General features: G+C 74.9%; 17 protein-coding genes. 9 read left to right on the forward strand and 8 right to left on the reverse strand.

Annotation, left to right across the window (positions count from 1 at the left end; genetic code table 11):
- Positions 1-9 precede the first annotated feature (9 nt).
- The gene (locus ACQPZO_RS06360; RefSeq protein ID WP_433347902.1) at positions 10-1,296 is read right to left on the reverse strand and encodes a nicotinate phosphoribosyltransferase; all 1,287 of its coding nucleotides are present in this window, start codon (positions 1,294-1,296) and stop codon (positions 10-12) included.
- A 16-nt stretch (positions 1,297-1,312) separates the two neighbouring features.
- On the reverse strand, positions 1,313-3,988 hold the full coding sequence (locus tag ACQPZO_RS06365) for a LuxR C-terminal-related transcriptional regulator (RefSeq protein WP_433347904.1): 2,676 nt from the start codon (positions 3,986-3,988) through the stop codon (positions 1,313-1,315).
- Positions 3,989-4,189: 201 nt separating this feature from the next.
- On the opposite strand from ACQPZO_RS06365, the gene ACQPZO_RS06370 reads away from it, so the two are divergent.
- The 9 genes from ACQPZO_RS06370 (at position 4,190) to rdgB (ending at position 11,241) form a co-directional block, all read left to right on the forward strand.
- Complete coding sequence (locus ACQPZO_RS06370; RefSeq protein WP_433347906.1) at positions 4,190-5,956, forward strand: hypothetical protein; 1,767 nt, start codon at positions 4,190-4,192, stop codon at positions 5,954-5,956.
- Positions 5,957-6,104: 148 nt separating this feature from the next.
- Complete coding sequence (clpS, locus tag ACQPZO_RS06375; RefSeq protein ID WP_350886347.1) at positions 6,105-6,395, forward strand: ATP-dependent Clp protease adapter ClpS; 291 nt, start codon at positions 6,105-6,107, stop codon at positions 6,393-6,395.
- A gap of 2 nt (positions 6,396-6,397) precedes the next feature.
- Positions 6,398-6,892, forward strand: a complete 495-nt coding sequence (locus ACQPZO_RS06380) for a DUF2017 domain-containing protein (RefSeq protein WP_396669901.1) — start codon at positions 6,398-6,400, stop codon at positions 6,890-6,892.
- A 53-nt stretch (positions 6,893-6,945) separates the two neighbouring features.
- The gene (locus ACQPZO_RS06385; RefSeq protein ID WP_433347908.1) at positions 6,946-7,434 is read left to right on the forward strand and encodes a Mov34/MPN/PAD-1 family protein; all 489 of its coding nucleotides are present in this window, start codon (positions 6,946-6,948) and stop codon (positions 7,432-7,434) included.
- Positions 7,435-7,507: 73 nt separating this feature from the next.
- Positions 7,508-7,852 carry a MoaD/ThiS family protein gene (locus tag ACQPZO_RS06390; RefSeq protein WP_387016810.1) on the forward strand — a complete coding sequence of 115 codons (345 nt, stop codon included), beginning with the start codon at positions 7,508-7,510 and terminating at the stop codon, positions 7,850-7,852.
- Positions 7,853-7,864: 12 nt separating this feature from the next.
- Positions 7,865-8,830 carry a PLP-dependent cysteine synthase family protein gene (locus ACQPZO_RS06395; RefSeq protein WP_433347910.1) on the forward strand — a complete coding sequence of 322 codons (966 nt, stop codon included), beginning with the start codon at positions 7,865-7,867 and terminating at the stop codon, positions 8,828-8,830.
- A 246-nt stretch (positions 8,831-9,076) separates the two neighbouring features.
- The gene (locus tag ACQPZO_RS06400) at positions 9,077-9,823 is read left to right on the forward strand and encodes an MBL fold metallo-hydrolase (RefSeq protein WP_433347913.1); all 747 of its coding nucleotides are present in this window, start codon (positions 9,077-9,079) and stop codon (positions 9,821-9,823) included.
- Positions 9,824-9,901: 78 nt separating this feature from the next.
- Complete coding sequence (gene rph / locus ACQPZO_RS06405) at positions 9,902-10,627, forward strand: ribonuclease PH (RefSeq protein WP_433347915.1); 726 nt, start codon at positions 9,902-9,904, stop codon at positions 10,625-10,627.
- Positions 10,624-11,241, forward strand: a complete 618-nt coding sequence (rdgB, locus tag ACQPZO_RS06410) for an RdgB/HAM1 family non-canonical purine NTP pyrophosphatase (protein WP_405113031.1) — start codon at positions 10,624-10,626, stop codon at positions 11,239-11,241. The genes rph and rdgB overlap by 4 nt, the downstream gene beginning before the upstream one ends.
- Positions 11,242-11,305: 64 nt before the next feature.
- Here the strand turns inward: rdgB and hutH are convergent, their stop codons facing one another.
- Genes hutH through hutU form a run of 6 tightly spaced genes read right to left on the reverse strand, consistent with a single transcriptional unit; the run spans position 11,306 to position 18,764 of the window.
- Entirely contained in the window at positions 11,306-12,844 is a 1,539-nt protein-coding gene (hutH, locus tag ACQPZO_RS06415; RefSeq protein WP_433347917.1) for a histidine ammonia-lyase, read from the reverse strand.
- A complete protein-coding gene (gene hutI / locus ACQPZO_RS06420; RefSeq protein WP_433347919.1) occupies positions 12,832-14,034 on the reverse strand; it encodes an imidazolonepropionase in 1,203 nt (400 codons plus the stop codon). The genes hutH and hutI overlap by 13 nt, the downstream gene beginning before the upstream one ends.
- Positions 14,031-15,509, reverse strand: coding sequence for a formimidoylglutamate deiminase (locus ACQPZO_RS06425; protein WP_433347921.1), 1,479 nt, complete (start codon positions 15,507-15,509; stop codon positions 14,031-14,033). The genes hutI and ACQPZO_RS06425 overlap by 4 nt, the downstream gene beginning before the upstream one ends.
- Entirely contained in the window at positions 15,440-15,910 is a 471-nt protein-coding gene (locus tag ACQPZO_RS06430) for a hypothetical protein (protein WP_433347923.1), read from the reverse strand. The genes ACQPZO_RS06425 and ACQPZO_RS06430 overlap by 70 nt, the downstream gene beginning before the upstream one ends.
- Positions 15,901-17,112 (reverse strand): allantoate amidohydrolase, encoded by a 1,212-nt coding sequence (locus tag ACQPZO_RS06435; protein ID WP_433347925.1) that lies wholly within the window; start codon positions 17,110-17,112, stop codon positions 15,901-15,903. Before ACQPZO_RS06435 ends, ACQPZO_RS06430 begins: the two co-directional genes overlap by 10 nt.
- The gene (gene hutU, locus ACQPZO_RS06440; protein WP_433347927.1) at positions 17,109-18,764 is read right to left on the reverse strand and encodes a urocanate hydratase; all 1,656 of its coding nucleotides are present in this window, start codon (positions 18,762-18,764) and stop codon (positions 17,109-17,111) included. Before hutU ends, ACQPZO_RS06435 begins: the two co-directional genes overlap by 4 nt.
- Positions 18,765-18,768: the final 4 nt, after the last annotated feature.

An 18,768-nucleotide genomic window follows, 5' to 3' on the forward strand; every position in this document is an offset into this window, starting at 1 on the left:
GGGCGCGGGTCAGCCGGCGGGGACGACGGTCACCGGGATCGCCGGGTCGCCGGCGGAGAGCTTCAGGCCCTCCCACGGGATCGAGATCAGGCACTGCCGCAGGTGCTCCCGCGACTCGTCCAGCGTCGGCAGGTCGACCGGCTCGCCGCCGGCCACGTACGACCGCTGCAGCAGCCGGTCGTGCGACTGCCGGTCCGGCACGCCCTGCGGGACGACGATCTCCTCGGTCGCGGTACCGGTCGGCTTGTGCCGGCGGACGGCCACCTTCCGGCCGCCGATCGTGGCCTTGTGCTCCGAGCGCTTCACCACCGGCCGCCCCGCCACCTCGACCAGCTTGTAGACCAGGCCGGCGGTGGGCGCCCCGGAGCCGGTGACCACGGCCGTGCCCGCGCCGTACATGTCGACCGGCTCGGCGGCGAGCGTGGCGATGGCGTACTCGTCGAGGTCGCCGGAGACGATGATCTTCGTCTCGGTGGCGCCGAGGGAGTCGAGCAACTCGCGGGACTGCTGGGCGATCACCGTCAGGTCGCCGGAGTCGATCCGGATCGCGCGCAGTTCCGGCCCGGCGACCTCGATCGCGTTGCGGATGCCCTGGCTGATGTCGTACGTGTCGACCAGCAGCGTGGTGTCCTTGCCCAGCGTGGCGACCTGGGAGGCGAACGCCGCCCGCTCGTCGCCGTGCAGCAGGGTGAACGCGTGCGCGGCGGTGCCGGCGGTGGGGATGCCGTACCGTTCGCCGGCGGCCAGGTTCGAGGTGAACCGGAACCCGGCCAGGTACGCGGACCGCGCGGCGGCGACCGCCGCCTCCTCGTGGGCCCGCCGGGAGCCCATCTCGATCAGAGTCCGGCCCCGGGCCGCGGTGACCATCCGGGCGGCCGCCGCGGCCACCGCGCAGTCGTGGTTGAGCACCGACAGCGCCAGCGTCTCCAGCACCACGCACTCGGCGAAGCCCCCGGAGACGGTGAGGATGGGGGAGCCGGGGAAGAACAGCTCGCCCTCGGCGTACCCGTCGATGTCGCCGGTGAAGCGGTAACCGGCCAGCCAATCGGCGCCGGCGTCGTCGACCACCCCACCGCGGCGCAGGAAGTCGACCTCGTCGGCCGAGAAGCGGAAGTCGCGGATCATGCCGATCAGCCGGGCGGTGCCGGCGACCACTCCGTACCGGCGACCGGTGGGCAGCCGGCGGCTGAAGACCTCGAAGACACACGGGCGGTCGGCGGTGCCGTCCCGTAGGGCGGCGCTGACCATGGTCAGCTCGTAGTGGTCGGTCAACAGCGCGGGGCGAAGGGTGCTCACCTGACCAGCCTAGAGTTCACTGCGCAGGCTCGCCCTCCTGGCCCGGGTACGACCGCAGTGCGGAACGCAGCTCGGCGCGCCCGGTCACCCCGAGCTTGCTGTAGACGTGTTGCAGGTGGTTGTCCACGGTCCGGCTGGACAGGAAGAGCCGCTCGGCGATCGCGCGGCTGGTCGCGCCCTGCGCGGCGAGCCGGGCGACCTCCCACTCCCGGTCGCTGAGGGCGGGCTGCCCGAGCCGCAGCGCCGGGGTGTCGACCTGGTCGCACCTGCCGAGGAGTTCGCCGAGGCGCGCGTGGGCGGCGGAGGCCGAGCTGGACCGGCGCCGCCGCAGCCGGCGAGCCGCCGCCGCGGTGGCCTCGGCGGCGTACACCCGCAGGTCCAGCCCGGCGAAGCCGTCGGCCACCGCGAGCAGTTCCTCGGCCGAGTTGTCGGCGGCGGCCCGGGCGCACCGGGCCAGCAGCGACGGCAGCGGGCCGTCGACCCGCTCGGACAGCTCGGCCAGCCGCTGGGCCACCGTCCGCCGGCTGCCGTCGCCGCAGGTCGGCCCGACCAGGGCGGTCGCCTGGCCCAACCGGACCAGGTCGTGCAGGACGAGCACCTCGTGCCCGGCGAACCCGTCGTCGCGGAGCCGGTCGGCCAGGGCTGCGAGGTGCTTGGCGGCGCCGGCCGGGTCGCCGGCGGTGGCGAGCACCGCTCCGCGGGCCTGCTCCAGCCAGGGGTAGAGCACCGCCATCCCCGGGGCGTGGGTGCGGTCCGCCTCGGCCATCGCCTCGGCGGCGTGCGCGGCGTCGCCCCGCAGCGCCGCCGCCTGGGCCCGCTCGGCGTGCGCCAGGCCCGCGTACACCCGGCTGGTGGCCAGCACCGCGCACGCGCCGAGGCTCGTCCTCAGTGCCGTGCCGCTCTGGCCGCGCAGCCGCGCCGCGTACGCCTGGAGGATGGCCAGGTAACCGGTGCCGAGCCGGAAGTCGCCCGCGCCGGCGAGGTCGGCGAACTCGTCGGCCACGATCGCGTCGATGCCGGCAAGGTCGCCGGCGAGGGCGAGCCGGGTCCCCCGGGCCAGCTCCAGGGCGAGTTGCAGGTACGGCATGTCGCCGCGCCAACGGGCCATTTCGGCCTGCACCTGGTGGATCGCCGCGCCGCTGAGGGTGAGCTGTCCCTGGGCGGCCTGGAGATGCGCCAGGGTGCACCGGGCGAGCTCGCGGGCGGCCACCCCGGCGGCCGGGCGGTCCAGCACCGCCCGGGCCAGCCGCACCGCCGGGCCGGTGTCCAGCCGATGCAGCCGCATGATCGCCTCGAAGGCGTTCACCCGGGCCTGGTCGGTGGCGTCGGGCAGCTCCCCGGCCCGCGCCGCGATGTCGTCCACCGTGGACTCCTGGCTGAGACCCCAGTAGCTGACCATCCCCCGCACGGTGAGCCACCGGCTGCGCCGCCCTGCCCCCGCCGCGTCGTCGGCGACCGCGTCGAGCATCACGATCGCCTCCTCCGGCCGGTCGGCGAACATCAGGAGGGTGGCCAGCAGTTCCGCGGCGTCGAAGCCCCCGTCGGCGTCCAGCGCCGCCCTGGCCAGCCGGGTCGCCAGCGGCACGTCGTACCGGGCGAACGCCTGGGCGGCCGCTCCCAGCAGCAACGCCGGGTCCTGTGCGGTGCCGGAGTCCAGCCGCCACACCGCCACGCGCAGCAGGTCGTCGCGGCGCCGCGTGCCCACCGCTTCCACCAGCTCGGCCAGTCGGGCCTGTAACCGTCGGGTGCGGCTGACCGGGCAGCGCCGCCGCATCACCTCGCCGTAGAGCGGGTGCGCCAGCCGGACGTCGGTTCGGCGGTCGTTGCGCTCCACCGCGATCAGGCCACGCTCCTCGGCGGTCTCCACGTCGGCCGGCTCCACCGCCTGCCCGAGCAGGTGCAGCCCGAGCGGCTCGCCGAAGGCGACCAGCTCCAGCACCGCCCGGACCCCGGGGGTGAGCTGCCCGATCCGGGTGTCGATCAACTCGGTGAGGGTGGGTGCCAGCGTCAGCCGGCCGGTCCACTGCCACATCCCGTACGTGCGGGTCAGCTCGCCGGGCGGGGCGGCCATGACCAGCTCGCGCAGGAGCAGCGCGTTGCCGCCGGAGAGCCGCCACAGCCGGTCGGCGGAACACGGGTCGACCGGACCCTTGAGGATGGCGGCGAGCAGGTCGGTGGTGTCCGCCAGCCCCAGCGGGGCCAGCTCCACGTGGTCGACCAGGCCGTCGGTCCACAGTGCCCGGATCGGCAGCGGCAACTGCTCGCCGTCACGCAGCGTCCCGACCACGGTGGCGTTCTCCGCGCGGCCGATCAGGTGCACGAGCGCGGCCGACGGCGGGTCGAGCAGGTGCGCGTCGTCGACCGCCAGCACGATGTGCCGCCCGGCGGCCTGCTGCTGCAACTGCTGCACCGCCCAGCGCAGCACGCCCGCCGGTGAGAGCCCCGGCGGCTGTTCGGCCGGGAGCACCTGGACCAGCCCGCCGAACGGCAGCGCCGCCGTGGTGGCGCTGGCCGAGACGGTCCAGACGGCGTACCCGTCGGTGGGGACCCCGGCCAGCGCCTCGCGCAGCAGCCGGCTCTTGCCGACGCCGGCCGACCCGCTGTAGAAGAGCCCGCGCCCGTCGGCGCCGGTCGCCGCGGCCAGCAGGCGGTCGAGTTCATCCCTGCGGCCGACGAACTCCCACCGACTCATCGGGGCAGCATATCGATCGCAGCCGGTACGCGTGTGCGCCGTGACGCTCCGAAGTTGAGTAATCTGTCGATCAGCGCTGAGTATTCGCTTTACGGGGTTCATGTTCGCGCCGGCCGTACTCTTTCCGAATCCGGAGTGTCCCCACCGGACAGACCACGCGGCCGGGTCCGAGCACGGCCGCCCTCACCGGGAGGCAGCCTGATGCAGCCGGGTCCACTCCCCTCGGCCGACGTGTCCGACGAGCCGAGCGGGCCGGCCGGCCCGCTGCGGTGCGGCCCGACGCCCACCCGGCTCGGGGTGACCGAGGCCCGGCCGGACGACCCGCTCGCCGTGGTCGCCGCCGGGCCGGCCGGTGCCGCCCGGCGTGACGTGCTCGCCTCCCTGCTGGGGCTCGCCCCGGGGATGCTCGCCGTCCCGCCCGGGAGTTGGCTGCTGGTCGACCACGCCCGGGTGCCGACCCGGGCCGCCTACGTGCCCGGCTACCGCCAGCCGCACGCGTACGCGCCGGACCGGTCGGCGGCGGGCCCGGCGCTGGCCCGGCCGCCGCGCCGGGTCGAGCTTGCCGTCGCCGAGCCGCTGCTGCGGCACTTCACCGTGGTCGACTCGCCCGACACCGACACGCTGGGCGTCGCCGGCGGGCGGGTGCTGCTCGACGCGGTCGGCCGGGCCGGGGCGTTGCTGTTCGTGATCGCGGCGGACCAGGCGTTCACGGCCGCCGAGCTGCACCTGCTGGCCGAGGCCGCCCACGCCGCGGCCGAGGTCTTCCTCGTGGTGACGCCCGGCGTCTCGGGTTGGGCCCCGCCCCCAACCGGGCGGCCGGCTGCCGGGTCGGATCGACCGGACGGGCCCGGGGCGCGGGGACGGGTGACGAGCAGCCGCCGGGACCCGGCGTGGACGGACGGCACGGGGGCCTCCGTCCCGACGGGTTCCGGCGGCCGGGTCGGCCGGCCGCCGACGCAGTCCGCGCAGCCGGGTGGGCCGGTGGACCGGTCGCCGGCCCGGCTGCCGGTCGAGCCGGACCCGGTCGACGCAACGGACCAGGTGGACGCAACGGACCAGGTGGACGCAACGGACCAGGTGGACGCGGCGGACCCGGTCGAGGTGGTGCTGGCCGCGCACCGTGCGGTGCTGCTCGCCGCCGTGCCGGCCCTGGCCGTGGCCCACTGGTACCCGGCCCGGCCGGACGACGTCGGCGCGCTGCGGCGGGCCCTGGTGGGCTGGGCCGCCGGCGAGGGACTGCGCCGGGCCAGCGCCCGGTCGCCGGTGCTGCCCGGGACGCACGGCCGGGTCCCGGTGTCGCCCGGCGCGGAGGCGACCGGGTGGGCCGAGCGGCTGGACCAGCAGGCCCGCTCCCGCGCCCAGCGCATCCGCCAGCACGTCGCCCTGGAGCTGGCCAAGACCCACCTGCGGGTGGTGCAGGAGATCGTCTTCGGGGTCGGCTGCGCGGGCCTGCCGCAGCTGCTCGACCGCGAACTGGAGGCGCTCTCCCTGCTCGCCACCGCCCAGTGCGACGAGGCGGTGCGGGCCCTGCTCGACGATGCAGCCGGGCGGGTCCTGGGCGCCCCGGTGCCCGAGGGGGTCCGGCGGCGGATCGGCAACGCCGTCCGCTGGGGGCTCGCCGACCACCCGGCCGGCCGGGACCTCGACCGGGTGCTGCTGGTCACCAGCACCGCCGGGGTGGCCGAGGTGGCCGGCGCCGGTGCGGTGGACGCGGTCTCCGGCTACCCGGTCGGGGAACGTGTCGAGGTGCTCCCGCCGGTCGCCGTGGCGCTCTCCGGCGGCTGCTGGCAGCACTGGCGCAGCCCCGGCAACGACGACCCGGGCGGCGCCCGGTCCTGGGCGCAACGGGCGCTGCGCGAGGTCGAGCTGGAGCTGACCCGGGACATCTCCCGACGCTTCGAAGCCGTCCGCCGCTCGCTCGGCGCGGTGCTCTCCGAGGCGGTCGACCACGGCATCCTGCTCGCCTGACGCCGGCCCGGACCGGCCGGTGGGGCCCCGACGGGGTCCTGCCGGGCCGGCCCGCGCGCCGGTCGTCGGGGCGGCTCCGGCTGATGATCCGGACCCGTCCGGCGTTCCGGTTCATCGCTTCCCGGCAACCGGTGGCACGATGGGGGGCATGGCGGCTCCGCAGGTTGCACCGGTCGAGACGCCGGCCACCGAAGAGGTGCCGGCTTCCGACCGGCCGTGGGTGACGATTGTGTGGGACGACCCGGTGAATCTGATGTCGTACGTGACCTGGGTCCTCCAGAAGTTGTTCGGGTACAGCCGGGAGAAGGCGGAGAAGCTCATGCTGGACGTGCACCACAAGGGCCGGGCGGTCGTCTCCAGCGGTGCCCGGGAACGGATGGAGCACGACGCGGCGCAGCTGCACGCGTACGGGCTGTGGGCCACGGTGGAGCGATCGTGAGCATGTTCCGGCGTCGGGGCGACCGGTACGTCGCCACCCTTGCCGTCGACGAGGTCCGGGTCCTGCGCAAGGTGGCCTCCGAGGTGGTGGGGCTGCTCACCGACGGCTTCGACCACTCCGACCCGGTGCTGGGCCGGCTCTTCCCCGAGGTCTACCCGGACGACTCGGCCGGGACGGCGGAGTTCCGCCGGTACACCGAGGGCGACCTGAAGACCGGCAAGATCGACCAGGCCGGGGCGATCCTCGCCGCCCTGCCGGACTCCTCCGGCGGCGAGGTCCAGCTCGACGCCGAGGCGGCCGAGGCGTGGCTGCGGGCGCTCAACGACGCCCGCCTGGCGATGGGCGTCCGGCTGGAGGTCAAGGACGGCACGGACCTCGGTGCGGAGCTGGACGAGGCGGTCGCCGCCGACCCGTCGTCGAGCCGGGTGTTCCAACTGTCGGTCTACGCGTACCTCGGGTATCTACAGGAATCCCTGCTCAACGCCATGATCGACTGAGCGTGACCGTCGCCACCCTCAAGTGGGCAGGTGGAGGGGCTAGGCTGGACGGCGTGCTGAGCCTCGACCAGTCGATCATCGACGCGATCGTCGCCCACGCCCGCCGGGACCACCCGGACGAGGCGTGCGGCGTGGTCGCCGGTCCCGCCGGCAGTGACACCCCGATCCGGCACATCCCCATGGAGAACGCGGCCCGCTCCATGACGTTCTACGAGTTCGACTCGATGGAGCACCTGCGGCTGTGGCGGGAGATGGACGACCGCGACGAGGAACCGATCGTCATCTACCACTCGCACACCGCGACCGAGGCGTACCCGTCGCGTACCGACGTCGCCCTCGCCGGCGAGCCTGGCGCGCACTACCTGCTCGTCTCCACCCGCGAGCCCGACACCGAGGAGATCCGCTCCTACCGGATCGTCGACGGCGTGGTGACGGAGGAGCCGGTCCGGATCGTGGACGCCGCCGTGGACCCGAACGCCGTCCAGTCCTACATGTTCGGGCAGAGCCCGGCGACGGTCGACTACGAGTGTTCCGACCGCTGATTCCAGCGGCATCGCGGCATTCATTCCTTCCCGTCACCGAGCAACCGCACATCCGGACAAGGAGCACGACACCATGGCCATCGAGGTTCGCATCCCCACCATCCTGCGCAGCTACACCGGCGGCGCGAAGGTCGTCGAGGGCACCGGCGACACGCTCACCGACCTGCTCGCCGACCTGGACTCCCGGCACGCCGGCCTGCGCGGCCGGCTGGTGACCGAAGCCGGCGTGCTGCACCGCTTCGTCAACGTCTACGTCAACGACGAGGACGTCCGCTTCCTCGGCGCGCTCGACGCCAAGCTCAACGACGGCGACAGCGTCACCATCCTGCCGGCCGTGGCCGGCGGCGCGTTCGGCTTCGCCGCGGCGGCGGCGATCGCCTCGCACACGGTAGCCACGCGCGCCGCCGCCGTCCGCTGAGGCGGGGCGGCGATGGCGCGGTACGACAGCCTGTTGGACGCCTGCGGCGGCACGCCCCTGGTCGGGCTGCCCCGGCTCTCGCCGACGGTGCCCGAGGGGGCGCCGCCGGTGCGGCTCTGGGCCAAGCTGGAGGACCGGAATCCGACCGGCAGCATCAAGGACCGGGCGGCCCTGTTCATGGTCCGCCGGGCCGAGTCCGACGGCCGGCTCCGCCCGGGCGACACCATCCTGGAGCCGACCAGCGGCAACACCGGCATCTCGCTGGCCATGGTGGCGAAGCTGCGGGGCTACCGGGTGGTCTGCGTGATGCCGGAGAACGTCTCGACCGAGCGGGTCCAACTGCTCCGGATGTACGGCGCGGAGATCATCTTTTCGCCGGCCGCCGGCGGCTCCAACCAGGCGGTCGCCACCGCCAAGCAGATCGCCGCCGAACACCCCGACTGGGTGATGCTCTACCAGTACGGCAACGACGCGAACGCCCGGGCGCACTACGAGACCACGGGCCCGGAGCTGCTCCAGGACCTGCCCACGATCACCCACTTCGTGGCCGGGCTCGGCACCACCGGCACCCTCATGGGCACCGGGCGTTACCTGCGCGAGAAGGTCGAGGGCATCCAGGTCGTGGCCGCCGAGCCCCGCTACGGGGAACTGGTCTACGGGCTGCGCAACATCGATGAGGGGTACGTCCCGGAGCTCTACGACGCCACCGTGCTGTCCCGGCGGTTCTCCGTCGGCACCAGGGACGCCGTGTTGCGTACCCGGCAGCTCGTGGAGGTGGAGGGGATCTTCGCCGGCTTCTCCACCGGGGCCATCCTGCACGCCGCCCTGGCGGTGGCGCACGAGGCGGTCCGGGACGGCCGCCGGGCCGACGTCGCGTTCGTGGTCTGCGACGGCGGCTGGAAGTACCTCAGCACCGGCGCGTACGGCGGCACCCTCGCCGACGCCGAGGAGGCCCTGGAGGGGCAGCTCTGGGCCTGAGGACGAGCCTGACGGCGCCGACGGGCCGTGACCGGGTGACCGGTCCGGCCCGTCCGTCGTCTTCGGCCCGTCCGTCTCCGGCCGGCGGCTGCTGCGGGTGTCACGTTGATGACAACTTCCACTAGATGATTCTTGCCCCGGCGCGCGTCAGCGTAGGCTGCGCAGCGTGTCGTACACGTCGATGAAGATCATGGACGGGACGGCGGCCGACGTGACGACTACGGTTCGTGACAGCGGGACAACCACATGCGACTGACCGTTCTCGGCTGTGCCGGGAGCTTCCCCGGCCCCGACTCCCCGTGCTCGGCCTACCTGGTCGAGGCCGACGGTTTCCGGCTCCTGGTCGACTTCGGCTCCGGCGCGCTGTCCACCCTCCAGCGTTACGCCGGGCTGCACGCCCCGGACGCCATCCTCCTCACCCACCTGCACTGCGACCACATGCTCGACGCGGTGACATACGTGGTGGTGCGCCGGTACGCCCCGGACGGCCCGTGTCCGCCCCTGCCGGTGTACGCACCCTCCGGCGCGCCGGACCGGCTGGCGCTGGCCTACGGGCAGGACGAAAGCACCGTCGAGGACGTCTACCAGTTCTACGGCCTGGAACCGGGCACGTTCCCGATCGGCCCGTTCACCGTCACCGTCGACCGGATGAACCACCCCGTCGAGACGTACGGGGTGCGGCTTGAGCACGACGGCCGGGTGCTCTGCTACTCGTCCGACACCGCGCCGTGCGAGGCGCTGCTGCGGCTGGCCCAGGACGCCGACGTCTTCCTCTGCGAGGCCAGCTACCTCGACGGGGTGGACAACCCGCCGGACCTGCACCTGACCGGCCGGGAGGCCGGCGAGGCGGCCACCAAGGCGGGGGTGGGCCGGCTGCTGCTGACCCACCTGGTCGCCGCGTGGGGCAGCGAGGCGCTCACCATCGAGGGGGCCGGCGCCGCGTACGACGGGCCGCTGGAAGTGGTCCGCTCGGGCGCCTGCTACGACATCTGACCGACCTCGGCCGTCGGCGGACGCGGACAGCGGGACACCCCGGGGCGGTTCGATCACCGCACCGCATAGGGTGCAGGCATGGCGCGACCTGACGGGCGGCGGCCCGACCAACTCCGACCGGTGACCCTGACCCGGGGCTGGAGCACCCACCCGGAGGGCTCCGTGCTCGTCGAGTTCGGCGAGACCCGGGTGCTGTGCACGGCCAGCGTCACCGAGGGGGTGCCCCGGTGGCGCAAGGGATCCGGGCTGGGCTGGGTGACCGCCGAGTACGCGATGCTGCCCCGGGCCACGAACACCCGCTCGGACCGGGAGAGCATCAAGGGGCGCGTCGGCGGGCGGACCCACGAGATCTCCCGGCTGATCGGCCGCAGCCTGCGGGCCGGCATCGACCTCAAGGCGCTCGGCGAGAACTCGATCGTGCTGGACTGCGACGTCCTCCAGGCCGACGGCGGCACCCGCACCGCGGCGATCACCGGCGCTTACGTGGCGCTGCACGACGCGGTGAGCTGGCTGGCCGACCGCAAGTCGCTGGCCGGGAAGCCGGAGAAGGTGATGCACCGTTCCGTCGCCGCGGTGAGCGTCGGCGTGATTGCGGGCGAGGCCCGGCTGGACCTCTGCTATGAAGAGGACGTGGCGGCCGAGGTCGACATGAACGTGGTCTGCACCGGCACCGGCGAGTTCGTCGAGGTGCAGGGGACGGGGGAGTCCGGGGTCTTCGCCCGCGACCAGCTCGACGCCCTGCTCGACCTGGCCGTCGCCGGCTGCGCGGAACTGGCCGAGGCCCAGCGGAAGGCTCTCTCATGAACAAGGTGCTGCTCGCCACCCGTAACCGGAAGAAGCTGATCGAGCTTCAGCGGATCCTCGACGGCGCGCTCGGCGCGCACCGGGTCGCACTGCTCGGCCTCGACGACGTCGAGGACTACCCGGAGCTGCCGGAGACCGGCCTGACCTTCGGCGAGAACGCGCTCATCAAGGCGCGGGAGGGCTGCCGGCGCACCGGCCTGCTCACCATCGCCGACGACTCCGGCCTCGCCGTCGACGCCCTCAACGGGATGCCGGGGGTGTTCAGCGCCCGCTGGGCCGGCCGGCACGGCGACGACCGGGCCAACTTCCAGCTCGTGCTGGACCAGATCGCCGACCTGCCCGACGACAACCGGGGCGCGTCGTTCGTCTGCACGGTGGCGCTGGTGCTGCCCGGCGGCAAGGAGCACCTGGTCGACGGCCGGCAGGCCGGCCGGCTGCTGCGCGCGCCGCGCGGCGAGGGCGGCTTCGGGTACGACCCGATCTTCCTCGGCGACGGCCAGGACCGCACCAACGCGGAGCTGACCCCGCCGGAGAAGGACGCGATCAGCCACCGGGGCAAGGCGCTGCGCGAGCTGGCCAAGCTGATCGCCAAGGTCCTCCCGCCAGCGGCCTGACGGCGGGCGGCGGATCGCCGGGGGTGGGTCGTGCCGGGTGCCCGGCTTCCGCCACCCCCGGCGGTCAGCCGAGTGGGCCGATCTCCCGCTCGATCGCGGCCCGCAGCGCCGGGCCGTGCACGACCTCGCGCGCGGCCTCCATCAGCGGGGCGAGGAAGGCGTCCGGCCCCGGCTCCCCGATCGTCGTACCGAGCGCGGCCAGGGCGGCCCGACCGGCCGGCGACGGCGTCAGCGGGGCGCGTAGCTGGAGCCCGCGTACGGCGGCCAGCAGTTCCACCGCGAGCAGGCTGGCCAGGTTGTCCAGCACGGTGAGCAGCTTCTTCGTCGCCGCCCAGCCCATCGAGACGTGGTCCTCCTGCATCCCGCTGGTGGGCAGCGAGTCCACCGAGGCGGGGGCGGCCAGCCGGCGGTTCTCCGCGACGATCCCGGCGGCCGTGTACTGGGCGATCATCAGCCCGGAGTTGACCCCGGCGTCGGGGGAGAGGAACGCCGGCAGCTCCCGGGACCGGGTCACGTCGAGCAGCCGGTCCACCCGCCGCTCGGAGATCGCCCCCACCTCGGCGGCGGCGATGGCCAGGAAGTCGGCGGCGAAGCCGAGCGGGGCGCCGTGGAAGTTCCCGGTGGACTCGACCCGGCCGTCCGGCAGCACCACCGGGTTGTCCACCACGGACACCAGTTCCCGGTCGGCCACGGTCCGGACGAAGTCCAGGGTGTCCCGGGCCGCGCCGGCGACCTGCGGCGCGCAGCGCATCGAGTACGCGTCCTGCACGGCGTGCGCCAGGTCGTCGCGGTGCGAGTCCATCACCGCCGACTTCTGGAGCAGCCGGTGGATGTTCGCCGCCGACACCGACTGGCCGGGGTGCGGGCGGATCGCGTGCAGCTCCGGCAGGAACGGCCGCTCCGAGCCGAGCATCGCCTCGATGGCCAGGGCGGCCGTCACGTCGGCCATGGCGAACAGGTGCGCCGCGTCGTTGATGGCCAGCAGCAGCATGCCGAGCATGCCGTCGGTGCCGTTGATCAGGGCCAGCCCCTCCTTGGCGGCCAGCTCCACCGGGGTCAGCCCGGCCTCGCGCAGCGCGTCGGCGGCGTCGAGCCGTTCGCCGGCCGGGCCGAGCACCCAGCCCTCGCCGAGCAGCACCAGCGCGCAGTGCGCCAGCGGGGCCAGGTCGCCGGAAGCGCCGAGCGAGCCGTGCTCCGGCACCCAGGGGGTGACGTCGTGGTTGAGCAGGTCGACCAGGGCCTCGGCGACCAGTGGGCGGACCCCGGAGCGGCCCAGCGCCAGCGAGCGGACCCGCAGCAGCATCATCGCCCGGACCACCTCACGCGGCATCGGAGCGCCCACCCCGGCGGCGTGCGAGCGGATCAGCGCGTGTTGCAGCTCCGCTCGCCGTTCCGGCGCGACGAAGGTGTTCGCGAGGGCCCCGAAGCCGGTGGAGACGCCGTACACGGGCCGGCCGGCGGCCTCGATCCGGTCCACGATGGATCGGCTGGCCGCCATCGCGTCCACGGTGGACGGGGCGAGGGCGACCCGGGCGCTGCCTCGGGCCACGGCGAGCACGTCGGCGGGGTAGATCCCGGTGGGCTGGACGGTCACGATCGACATTGCGGCACTCCGTTGTGCAGAACCTGGCGGATCAGGGGGACACCGGGCCGGTAGGCCAGGTGCAGGTGCGACGGCGCGTCGAGGATGGTCAGGTCGGCCCGGGCGCCGGGCCGCAGCACCCCGATGTCGGTGCGGCGCAGCGCCCGCGCTCCCCCGGCGGTCGCGGCCCAGACCGCCTCCGCCGGGGTCATCCGCATCTCGCGTACGGCGAGGGCGACGCAGAACGGCATCGACGAGGTGTACGACGAGCCGGGGTTGCAGTCCGTCGCCAGGGCCACGGTGACGCCGGCGTCGAGCAGCCGGCGCGCGTCCGGGTACGGCGAGCGGGTGGAGAACTCCGCCCCGGGCAGCAGTGTGGCGACGGTGGCCGTCCCCGACCCGTCGGGTGCGGTCGAGTCGGCGAGCGCGGCCACGTCCGCGTCGTCGAGGTGGGTGCAGTGGTCGACGCTGGCCGCCCCCAGCTCCACCCCGAGCCGCACGCCCGGCCCGGGGCCGAGCTGGTTGGCGTGCAGCCGCCCCCCGAGCCCGGCCGCCTGCCCTACGGTGAGGATGGCCCGGGCGTGGTCGGCGTCGAACGCGCCCCGCTCGCAGAACACGTCCACCCAGCGGGCGTACGGGGCGGCGGCGGCGAGCATCGGCCCGCACACCAGTTCCACGTAGTCGTCGGGGCGGTCGGCGTACTCGGCGGGGACGACGTGCGCGCCGAGGAACGTCGTCTCGTCGCTCACCTCGGCGGCGATCCGCAGCGACCGGGCCTCGTCGGCGACGGTCAACCCGTACCCGCTCTTGATCTCGATCGTGGTGGTGCCCTGCCGCATCGCCTCGCCGACCAGCCGGCGCACGGTGGCACGCAGCGTGTCGTCGGAGGCCGCCCGGGTCGCGCCGACCGTGGTCCGGATGCCTCCGCCGGTGTACGGCTGGCCGGCCATCCGGGCGGCGAACTCGACGGACCGGTCCCCGGCGAACACCAGGTGGGCGTGGCTGTCCACGAACCCGGGCAGCGCCGCCGCCCCCTCGGCGTCGATCCGCCGGTCGGCGGCGGGCGCGTACCGGGCCGGGCCGACCCAGGCGACGCTCCCCTCCTCGACCAGCACGGCCGCGTCGCGGCGCAGCCCGAGCGGGCTGCCGTCGCCGGTGCCGGCGACGTTGGTCACCAGCTCACCGATGTTGTCGACCAGCAGGCTGCTCACCGGGTCACCGCCCCGATCGCGGTACGCAGCTCGCGCGGCACGTCCACCCTCAGGTGCCGCCCGTCGGCGACCACCTGCCGGCCGTCCACCACGACCGAGGCGACATCGGCGGCGGTCGCCGCGAAGAACGCCCCCGCCGGCGGCACCCCGGCCGTGCGGGCACTGTCCAGCCGTACGGTGACCAGGTCGGCGCGGTCGCCGACGGCGATCCGGCCGGCGTCGCGCCAGCCGAGCGCGGCGTGCCCGGCGACGGTCGCGGCGGTCAGCAACTCGGCCGGGGTGAAGTGGCCGCGCCGCCGGGTACGCAGCCGCTCGTCCAGCTCCACCGCGCGGGCCTCCTCGAACAGGTCGATTACGGCGTGGCTGTCGCTGCCGAGGCTCAGCGCGACGCCCGCCTCGGCCAGCCGGCGGGCCGGCCCGATCCCGTCGGCGAGGTCCCGCTCGGTGGTGGGGCAGAGGCAGACCCCGGTGCCGGTGTCGCCGAGCAGAGTCACGTCGGCGCTGGTGGGGTGGGTGGCGTGCACGGCGACGGTGCCCGGGCCGAGCACCCCGTGGTCTGCGAGCAACCGGGCCGGCGTGCGGCCGTGCGCGGCCCGGCAGGCGTCGTTCTCGGCGGGCTGCTCGGACAGGTGCAGGTGCAGCGGTGCCCCGCGCCGGTTGGCCCAGCCGGCCACGGTGGCGAGCTGTTCCGCCGGCACGGCGCGGACCGAGTGCACGGCCGCCCCGACCAGCACGCGCCGGGTGTCGCCGCTCCGCCCGGTGTCGCCGCTTCGTTTGGTGTCGCCGGTCCGTTCGACGGTGTCGGCGAGGGCCGAGGCCCGGTCGGCCCAGCGCAGGGCGTCGCCGTCGCCGAACCGCCGCTGCGGCCCGGTCAGCGGCTCGCCGTCCACCGTGGCGGTCAGGTAGCAGGCGTCCAGCAGGGTGAGCCGGATCCCGGCCTGCGTGGCGGCCTCAACCAGGGCGGCCCCCATCGCGTTCGGGTCGGCGTACGGCGTGCCGTCGGGGCCGTGGTGCAGGTAGTGGAACTCGCCGACGCAGGTGATCCCGGCCAGCGCCATCTCGGCGTACGCGGCCCGGGCCAGGGCCAGGTAGCTGTCCGGGTCGAGCCGGGTCGCCACCTCGTACATGACATCCCGCCAGGTCCAGAAGTCGCCCCGGCCGCCGTGGGTGCGTCCGCGCAGCGCCCGGTGGAACGCGTGCGAGTGGGCGTTGGCCAGCCCGGGCAGGGTCAGCCCGGGCAGCCGGGTGGCATCGCCGAGCACCTCCACCCCGGCTGTGGGCGTGCCCGCGCCGCCGAGCGGGGTGACGGCGGTGATCCGGCCGTCCTCGGCCTCGATCAGCACGTCGGCGGTCGGCTCGGCCTGGTCGGGCAGCCAGGCGTACTCGGCGAGCCAGCGGGTCTCGGTCACCTCTTCCACTCCCTTTGGAGCTGCCCCGTCTGCGCTACCGCGCCCAGCGCCCGCGAGGGCGACCACGAGGGCACCAGCACCAGCACCGGCGTCGGCGTCGGCGTCGCTGCCAGGGACGGCGCCAGCGCCAGCGCCAGCGCCGGTGTCGGCGACGGCGACAGGGCCAGCGCCAGCGCCGGCGTCGGCGACGGCGACGGCGACAGGGCCAGCGCCGGCGACGGCGTCGGCGACGGCGACAGGGCCAGCGCCGGTGGTGCCGGCGAGGGGCGAGGGGCCGTACCCGGCCTCTGCCCCGTTTGTGCGGGCAGCTCCATAGGGCCCGGAATGTGCTGGCTGCCCCGGGTGGGGTCCGCGCCGGCCGGCGTGCGTCGGCCCGGCCCCGGGTTCGTGGCCGGCCCGACCGTCGAAAGCCCTGGCCCGGCCGTCGAAAGCCCTGGCCCGGCCGCCGAAAGCTGGATCAGACGCATGTCAGCTCCTTCAGGACCTGGGCCAAAGCGGCGACCCCGGCGGCGCAGTCGGCGTCGGTGGCCGCCTCGGCGGGGGAGTGCGACACCCCGGTCGGGTTGCGCACGAACAGCATGGCGGTGGGCAGGTGCCCGGCGAGCACCCCGGCGTCGTGACCCGCCCCGGTCGGCAGGACCGGCGCGCCCAGCAGCGCCGCCAGCCGCCCGCCGAGGCCGCCGTCGAAGGCGACCAACGGGGTCGCCGACTCCTCGGTGAGGGTGACCTCCGTGCCGTCCCGGCCGGCCCGGTCGGCGGCCTTGGCGCGAACCGCGTCGACCAGGCCGGTCAGCGTGTCCGGCTCGGCCGCGCGGGCGTCCAGCCAGCCGGTCACCTTCGAGGGGATCGCGTTGGTGGCGTTCGGCTCGACCCGGACCCGACCGACCGTGGCGTGCGCGCCGCGCAGCCGGGCCTCCTTGTTCGCCGCGAGCACGGTGAACGCGTACGTGAGCATGGGGTCGCGGCGGTCGGCCATCCGGGTCGTACCGGCGTGGTTGCCCTCGCCGTGGAAGTCGAAGCGCCAGCGGCCGTGCGGCCAGATGGCGCTGGCGACCGCGACCGCCGCGTCGCGCTCGACCAGCGCGCGGCCCTGCTCGACGTGCAGCTCCACGAAGCACGAGAACCCGCCCAGCAGGTCGGGCCGGGCACCTGCGGGCCGGTCGCCCAACGCCTCGGCCAGGCTGACCCCGTCGGCGTCGCGCAGGCCGGCCGCGCGGTCCGGATCGAGTGCGCCGGTGAGCAGCCGCGACCCCAGGCACGGCACGCCGAACCGGGCACCCTCCTCCTCGGCGAACGCGGCCACGACGAGGGGACGGACCGGGGTCGCCCCGGCGGCGCGCAGCTCGTCCACGGCGAGGAACGCGCTGACGATGCCGAGCGGCCCGTCGTACGCGCCGCCGTGCGGCACCGAGTCGAAGTGGCTGCCGGTCAGCACCGCGTCCCCGGCGGCCGGGTCGCCCCAGCGGGCGAAAAGATTGCCGTTGCCGTCGGCGGTGACCGGCATGCCCCGGCCGGCGGCCTGCGCCCGGAACCAGTCGCGCAGCGCCAGCTCCGGCTCCGTGAACGAGTACCGCAGGTAGCCGCCGCTGCCAGGGTCCCGGCCGACCGGGGCGATGGAGTCCCAGAGCACCCGGAACCGGCCGGCCAGGTCCGCGAGGTCCGCCGTCATGCCCGGCCCTCGGCCATCGGCACCCGCACGCCGGTGTGGTCGGCGACCTCGCGGGCGGTGTCGTAGCCGGCGTCGACGTGCCGGATGACGCCCATCGCCGGGTCGTTGGTGAGCACCCGCTCGATCTTCTGCCCGGCCAGCGCGGTGCCGTCTGCGACGCAGACCTGGCCGGCGTGGATGGACCGGCCGATGCCGACCCCGCCGCCGTGGTGGATGGACACCCAGGACGCCCCGCTGGCGGTGTTGACCAGCGCGTTGAGCAGCGGCCAGTCGGCGATCGCGTCGGAGCCGTCGGCCATCGCCTCGGTCTCCCGGTAGGGGCTGGCCACGCTGCCGCAGTCCAGGTGGTCCCGGCCGATGACGACCGGCGCGCTCAGCTCGCCGGAGGCGACCATCTCGTTGAACCGCACTCCGGCCTTGTCCCGCTCGCCGTAACCGAGCCAGCAGATCCGGGCCGGCAGGCCCTGGAAGGCGACCCGTTCGCCGGCCAGTCGCATCCACCGGGCCAGGGACTCGTTCTCCGGGAACAGGTCGAGGATCGCCCGGTCGGTGGCGGCGATGTCGGCCGGGTCGCCGGAGAGCGCCGCCCACCGGAACGGCCCCTTGCCCTCGCAGAACAGCGGCCGGATGTACGCCGGCACGAAACCGGGGAAGTCGAACGCCCGCTCGTACCCGCCGAGTTGCGCCTCGCCCCGGATCGAGTTGCCGTAGTCGAAGACCTCGGCCCCCGCGTCGAGGAAGCCGACCATCGCCTCGACGTGCCTCGCCATCGAGGCCCGCGCGCGGTCGGTGAACTCGGTCGGCTTCGCCCTCGCGTAGTCCCCGGCGTCGGCCGGCTCCACCCCCTCCGGCAGGTACGACAGCGGGTCGTGCGCGCTGGTCTGGTCGGTGACGATGTCGATCTCCACGCCCCGGCGCAGCAGCTCGGGGAAGACGGTGGCGGCGTTGCCCACCACGCCGACGCTGAGCGCGCGGCGGTCCCGCTTCGCGGCGAGCGCCCGCTCCACCGCGTCGTCCAGGGAGTCGGCGACCTCGTCGAGGTAGCGGTCGTGGACCCGGCGGTCCAACCGGGTGCGGTCCACGTCGACGATGAGACACGCGCCGCCGTTCATGGTGACCGCGAGGGGCTGGGCCCCGCCCATCCCGCCGCACCCGGCGGTGAGCGTCAGCGTCCCGGCCAGCGTGCCGGCGAACCTCTTCGCGGCGACGGCGGCGAACGTCTCGTACGTGCCCTGGAGGATGCCCTGGGTGCCGATGTAGATCCATGATCCGGCGGTCATCTGCCCGTACATGGTCAGGCCGAGCTGCTCCAGGCGGCGGAACTCCGGCCAGGTGGCCCAGTCGCCGACCAGGTTGGAGTTGGCCAGCAGCACCCGGGGCGCCCACTCGTGGGTGCGCAGCACCCCGACCGGGCGGCCGGACTGCACCAGCATCGTCTCGTCCTCGCGCAGGTCGGTCAGCGTGCGCACCAGCGCGTGGTACGACGGCCAGTCCCGCGCGGCCTTCCCGGTGCCGCCGTAGACGACCAGGTCGTCGGGGCGCTCGGCCACCTCCGGGTCGAGGTTGTTCATCAGCATCCGCAGGGCGGCCTCCTGCGGCCACCCCCGGGCGGTCAGCGCGGTGCCACGGGCGGCGCGGACGGGCTGGGGCATCTCG

This window comes from Micromonospora sp. CA-111912 (assembly GCF_050948415.1).
Classification (GTDB): Bacteria; Actinomycetota; Actinomycetes; order Mycobacteriales; family Micromonosporaceae; genus Micromonospora.

Coding starts and splice junctions, on each gene's coding strand:
- ACQPZO_RS06365 (WP_433347904.1), bottom strand. CDS start 3,988: ATGAGTCGGTGGGAGTTCGTCGGCCGCAGGGATGAACTCGACCGCCTG.
- ACQPZO_RS06370 (WP_433347906.1), top strand. CDS start 4,190: ATGCAGCCGGGTCCACTCCCCTCGGCCGACGTGTCCGACGAGCCGAGC.
- clpS (WP_350886347.1), top strand. CDS start 6,105: ATGGCGGCTCCGCAGGTTGCACCGGTCGAGACGCCGGCCACCGAAGAG.
- ACQPZO_RS06380 (WP_396669901.1), top strand. CDS start 6,398: ATGTTCCGGCGTCGGGGCGACCGGTACGTCGCCACCCTTGCCGTCGAC.
- ACQPZO_RS06390 (WP_387016810.1), top strand. CDS start 7,508: ATGGCCATCGAGGTTCGCATCCCCACCATCCTGCGCAGCTACACCGGC.
- ACQPZO_RS06395 (WP_433347910.1), top strand. CDS start 7,865: ATGGCGCGGTACGACAGCCTGTTGGACGCCTGCGGCGGCACGCCCCTG.
- ACQPZO_RS06400 (WP_433347913.1), top strand. CDS start 9,077: ATGCGACTGACCGTTCTCGGCTGTGCCGGGAGCTTCCCCGGCCCCGAC.
- rph (WP_433347915.1), top strand. CDS start 9,902: ATGGCGCGACCTGACGGGCGGCGGCCCGACCAACTCCGACCGGTGACC.
- rdgB (WP_405113031.1), top strand. CDS start 10,624: ATGAACAAGGTGCTGCTCGCCACCCGTAACCGGAAGAAGCTGATCGAG.
- hutH (WP_433347917.1), bottom strand. CDS start 12,844: ATGTCGATCGTGACCGTCCAGCCCACCGGGATCTACCCCGCCGACGTG.
- ACQPZO_RS06430 (WP_433347923.1), bottom strand. CDS start 15,910: ATGCGTCTGATCCAGCTTTCGGCGGCCGGGCCAGGGCTTTCGACGGCC.
- ACQPZO_RS06435 (WP_433347925.1), bottom strand. CDS start 17,112: ATGACGGCGGACCTCGCGGACCTGGCCGGCCGGTTCCGGGTGCTCTGG.
- hutU (WP_433347927.1), bottom strand. CDS start 18,764: ATGCCCCAGCCCGTCCGCGCCGCCCGTGGCACCGCGCTGACCGCCCGG.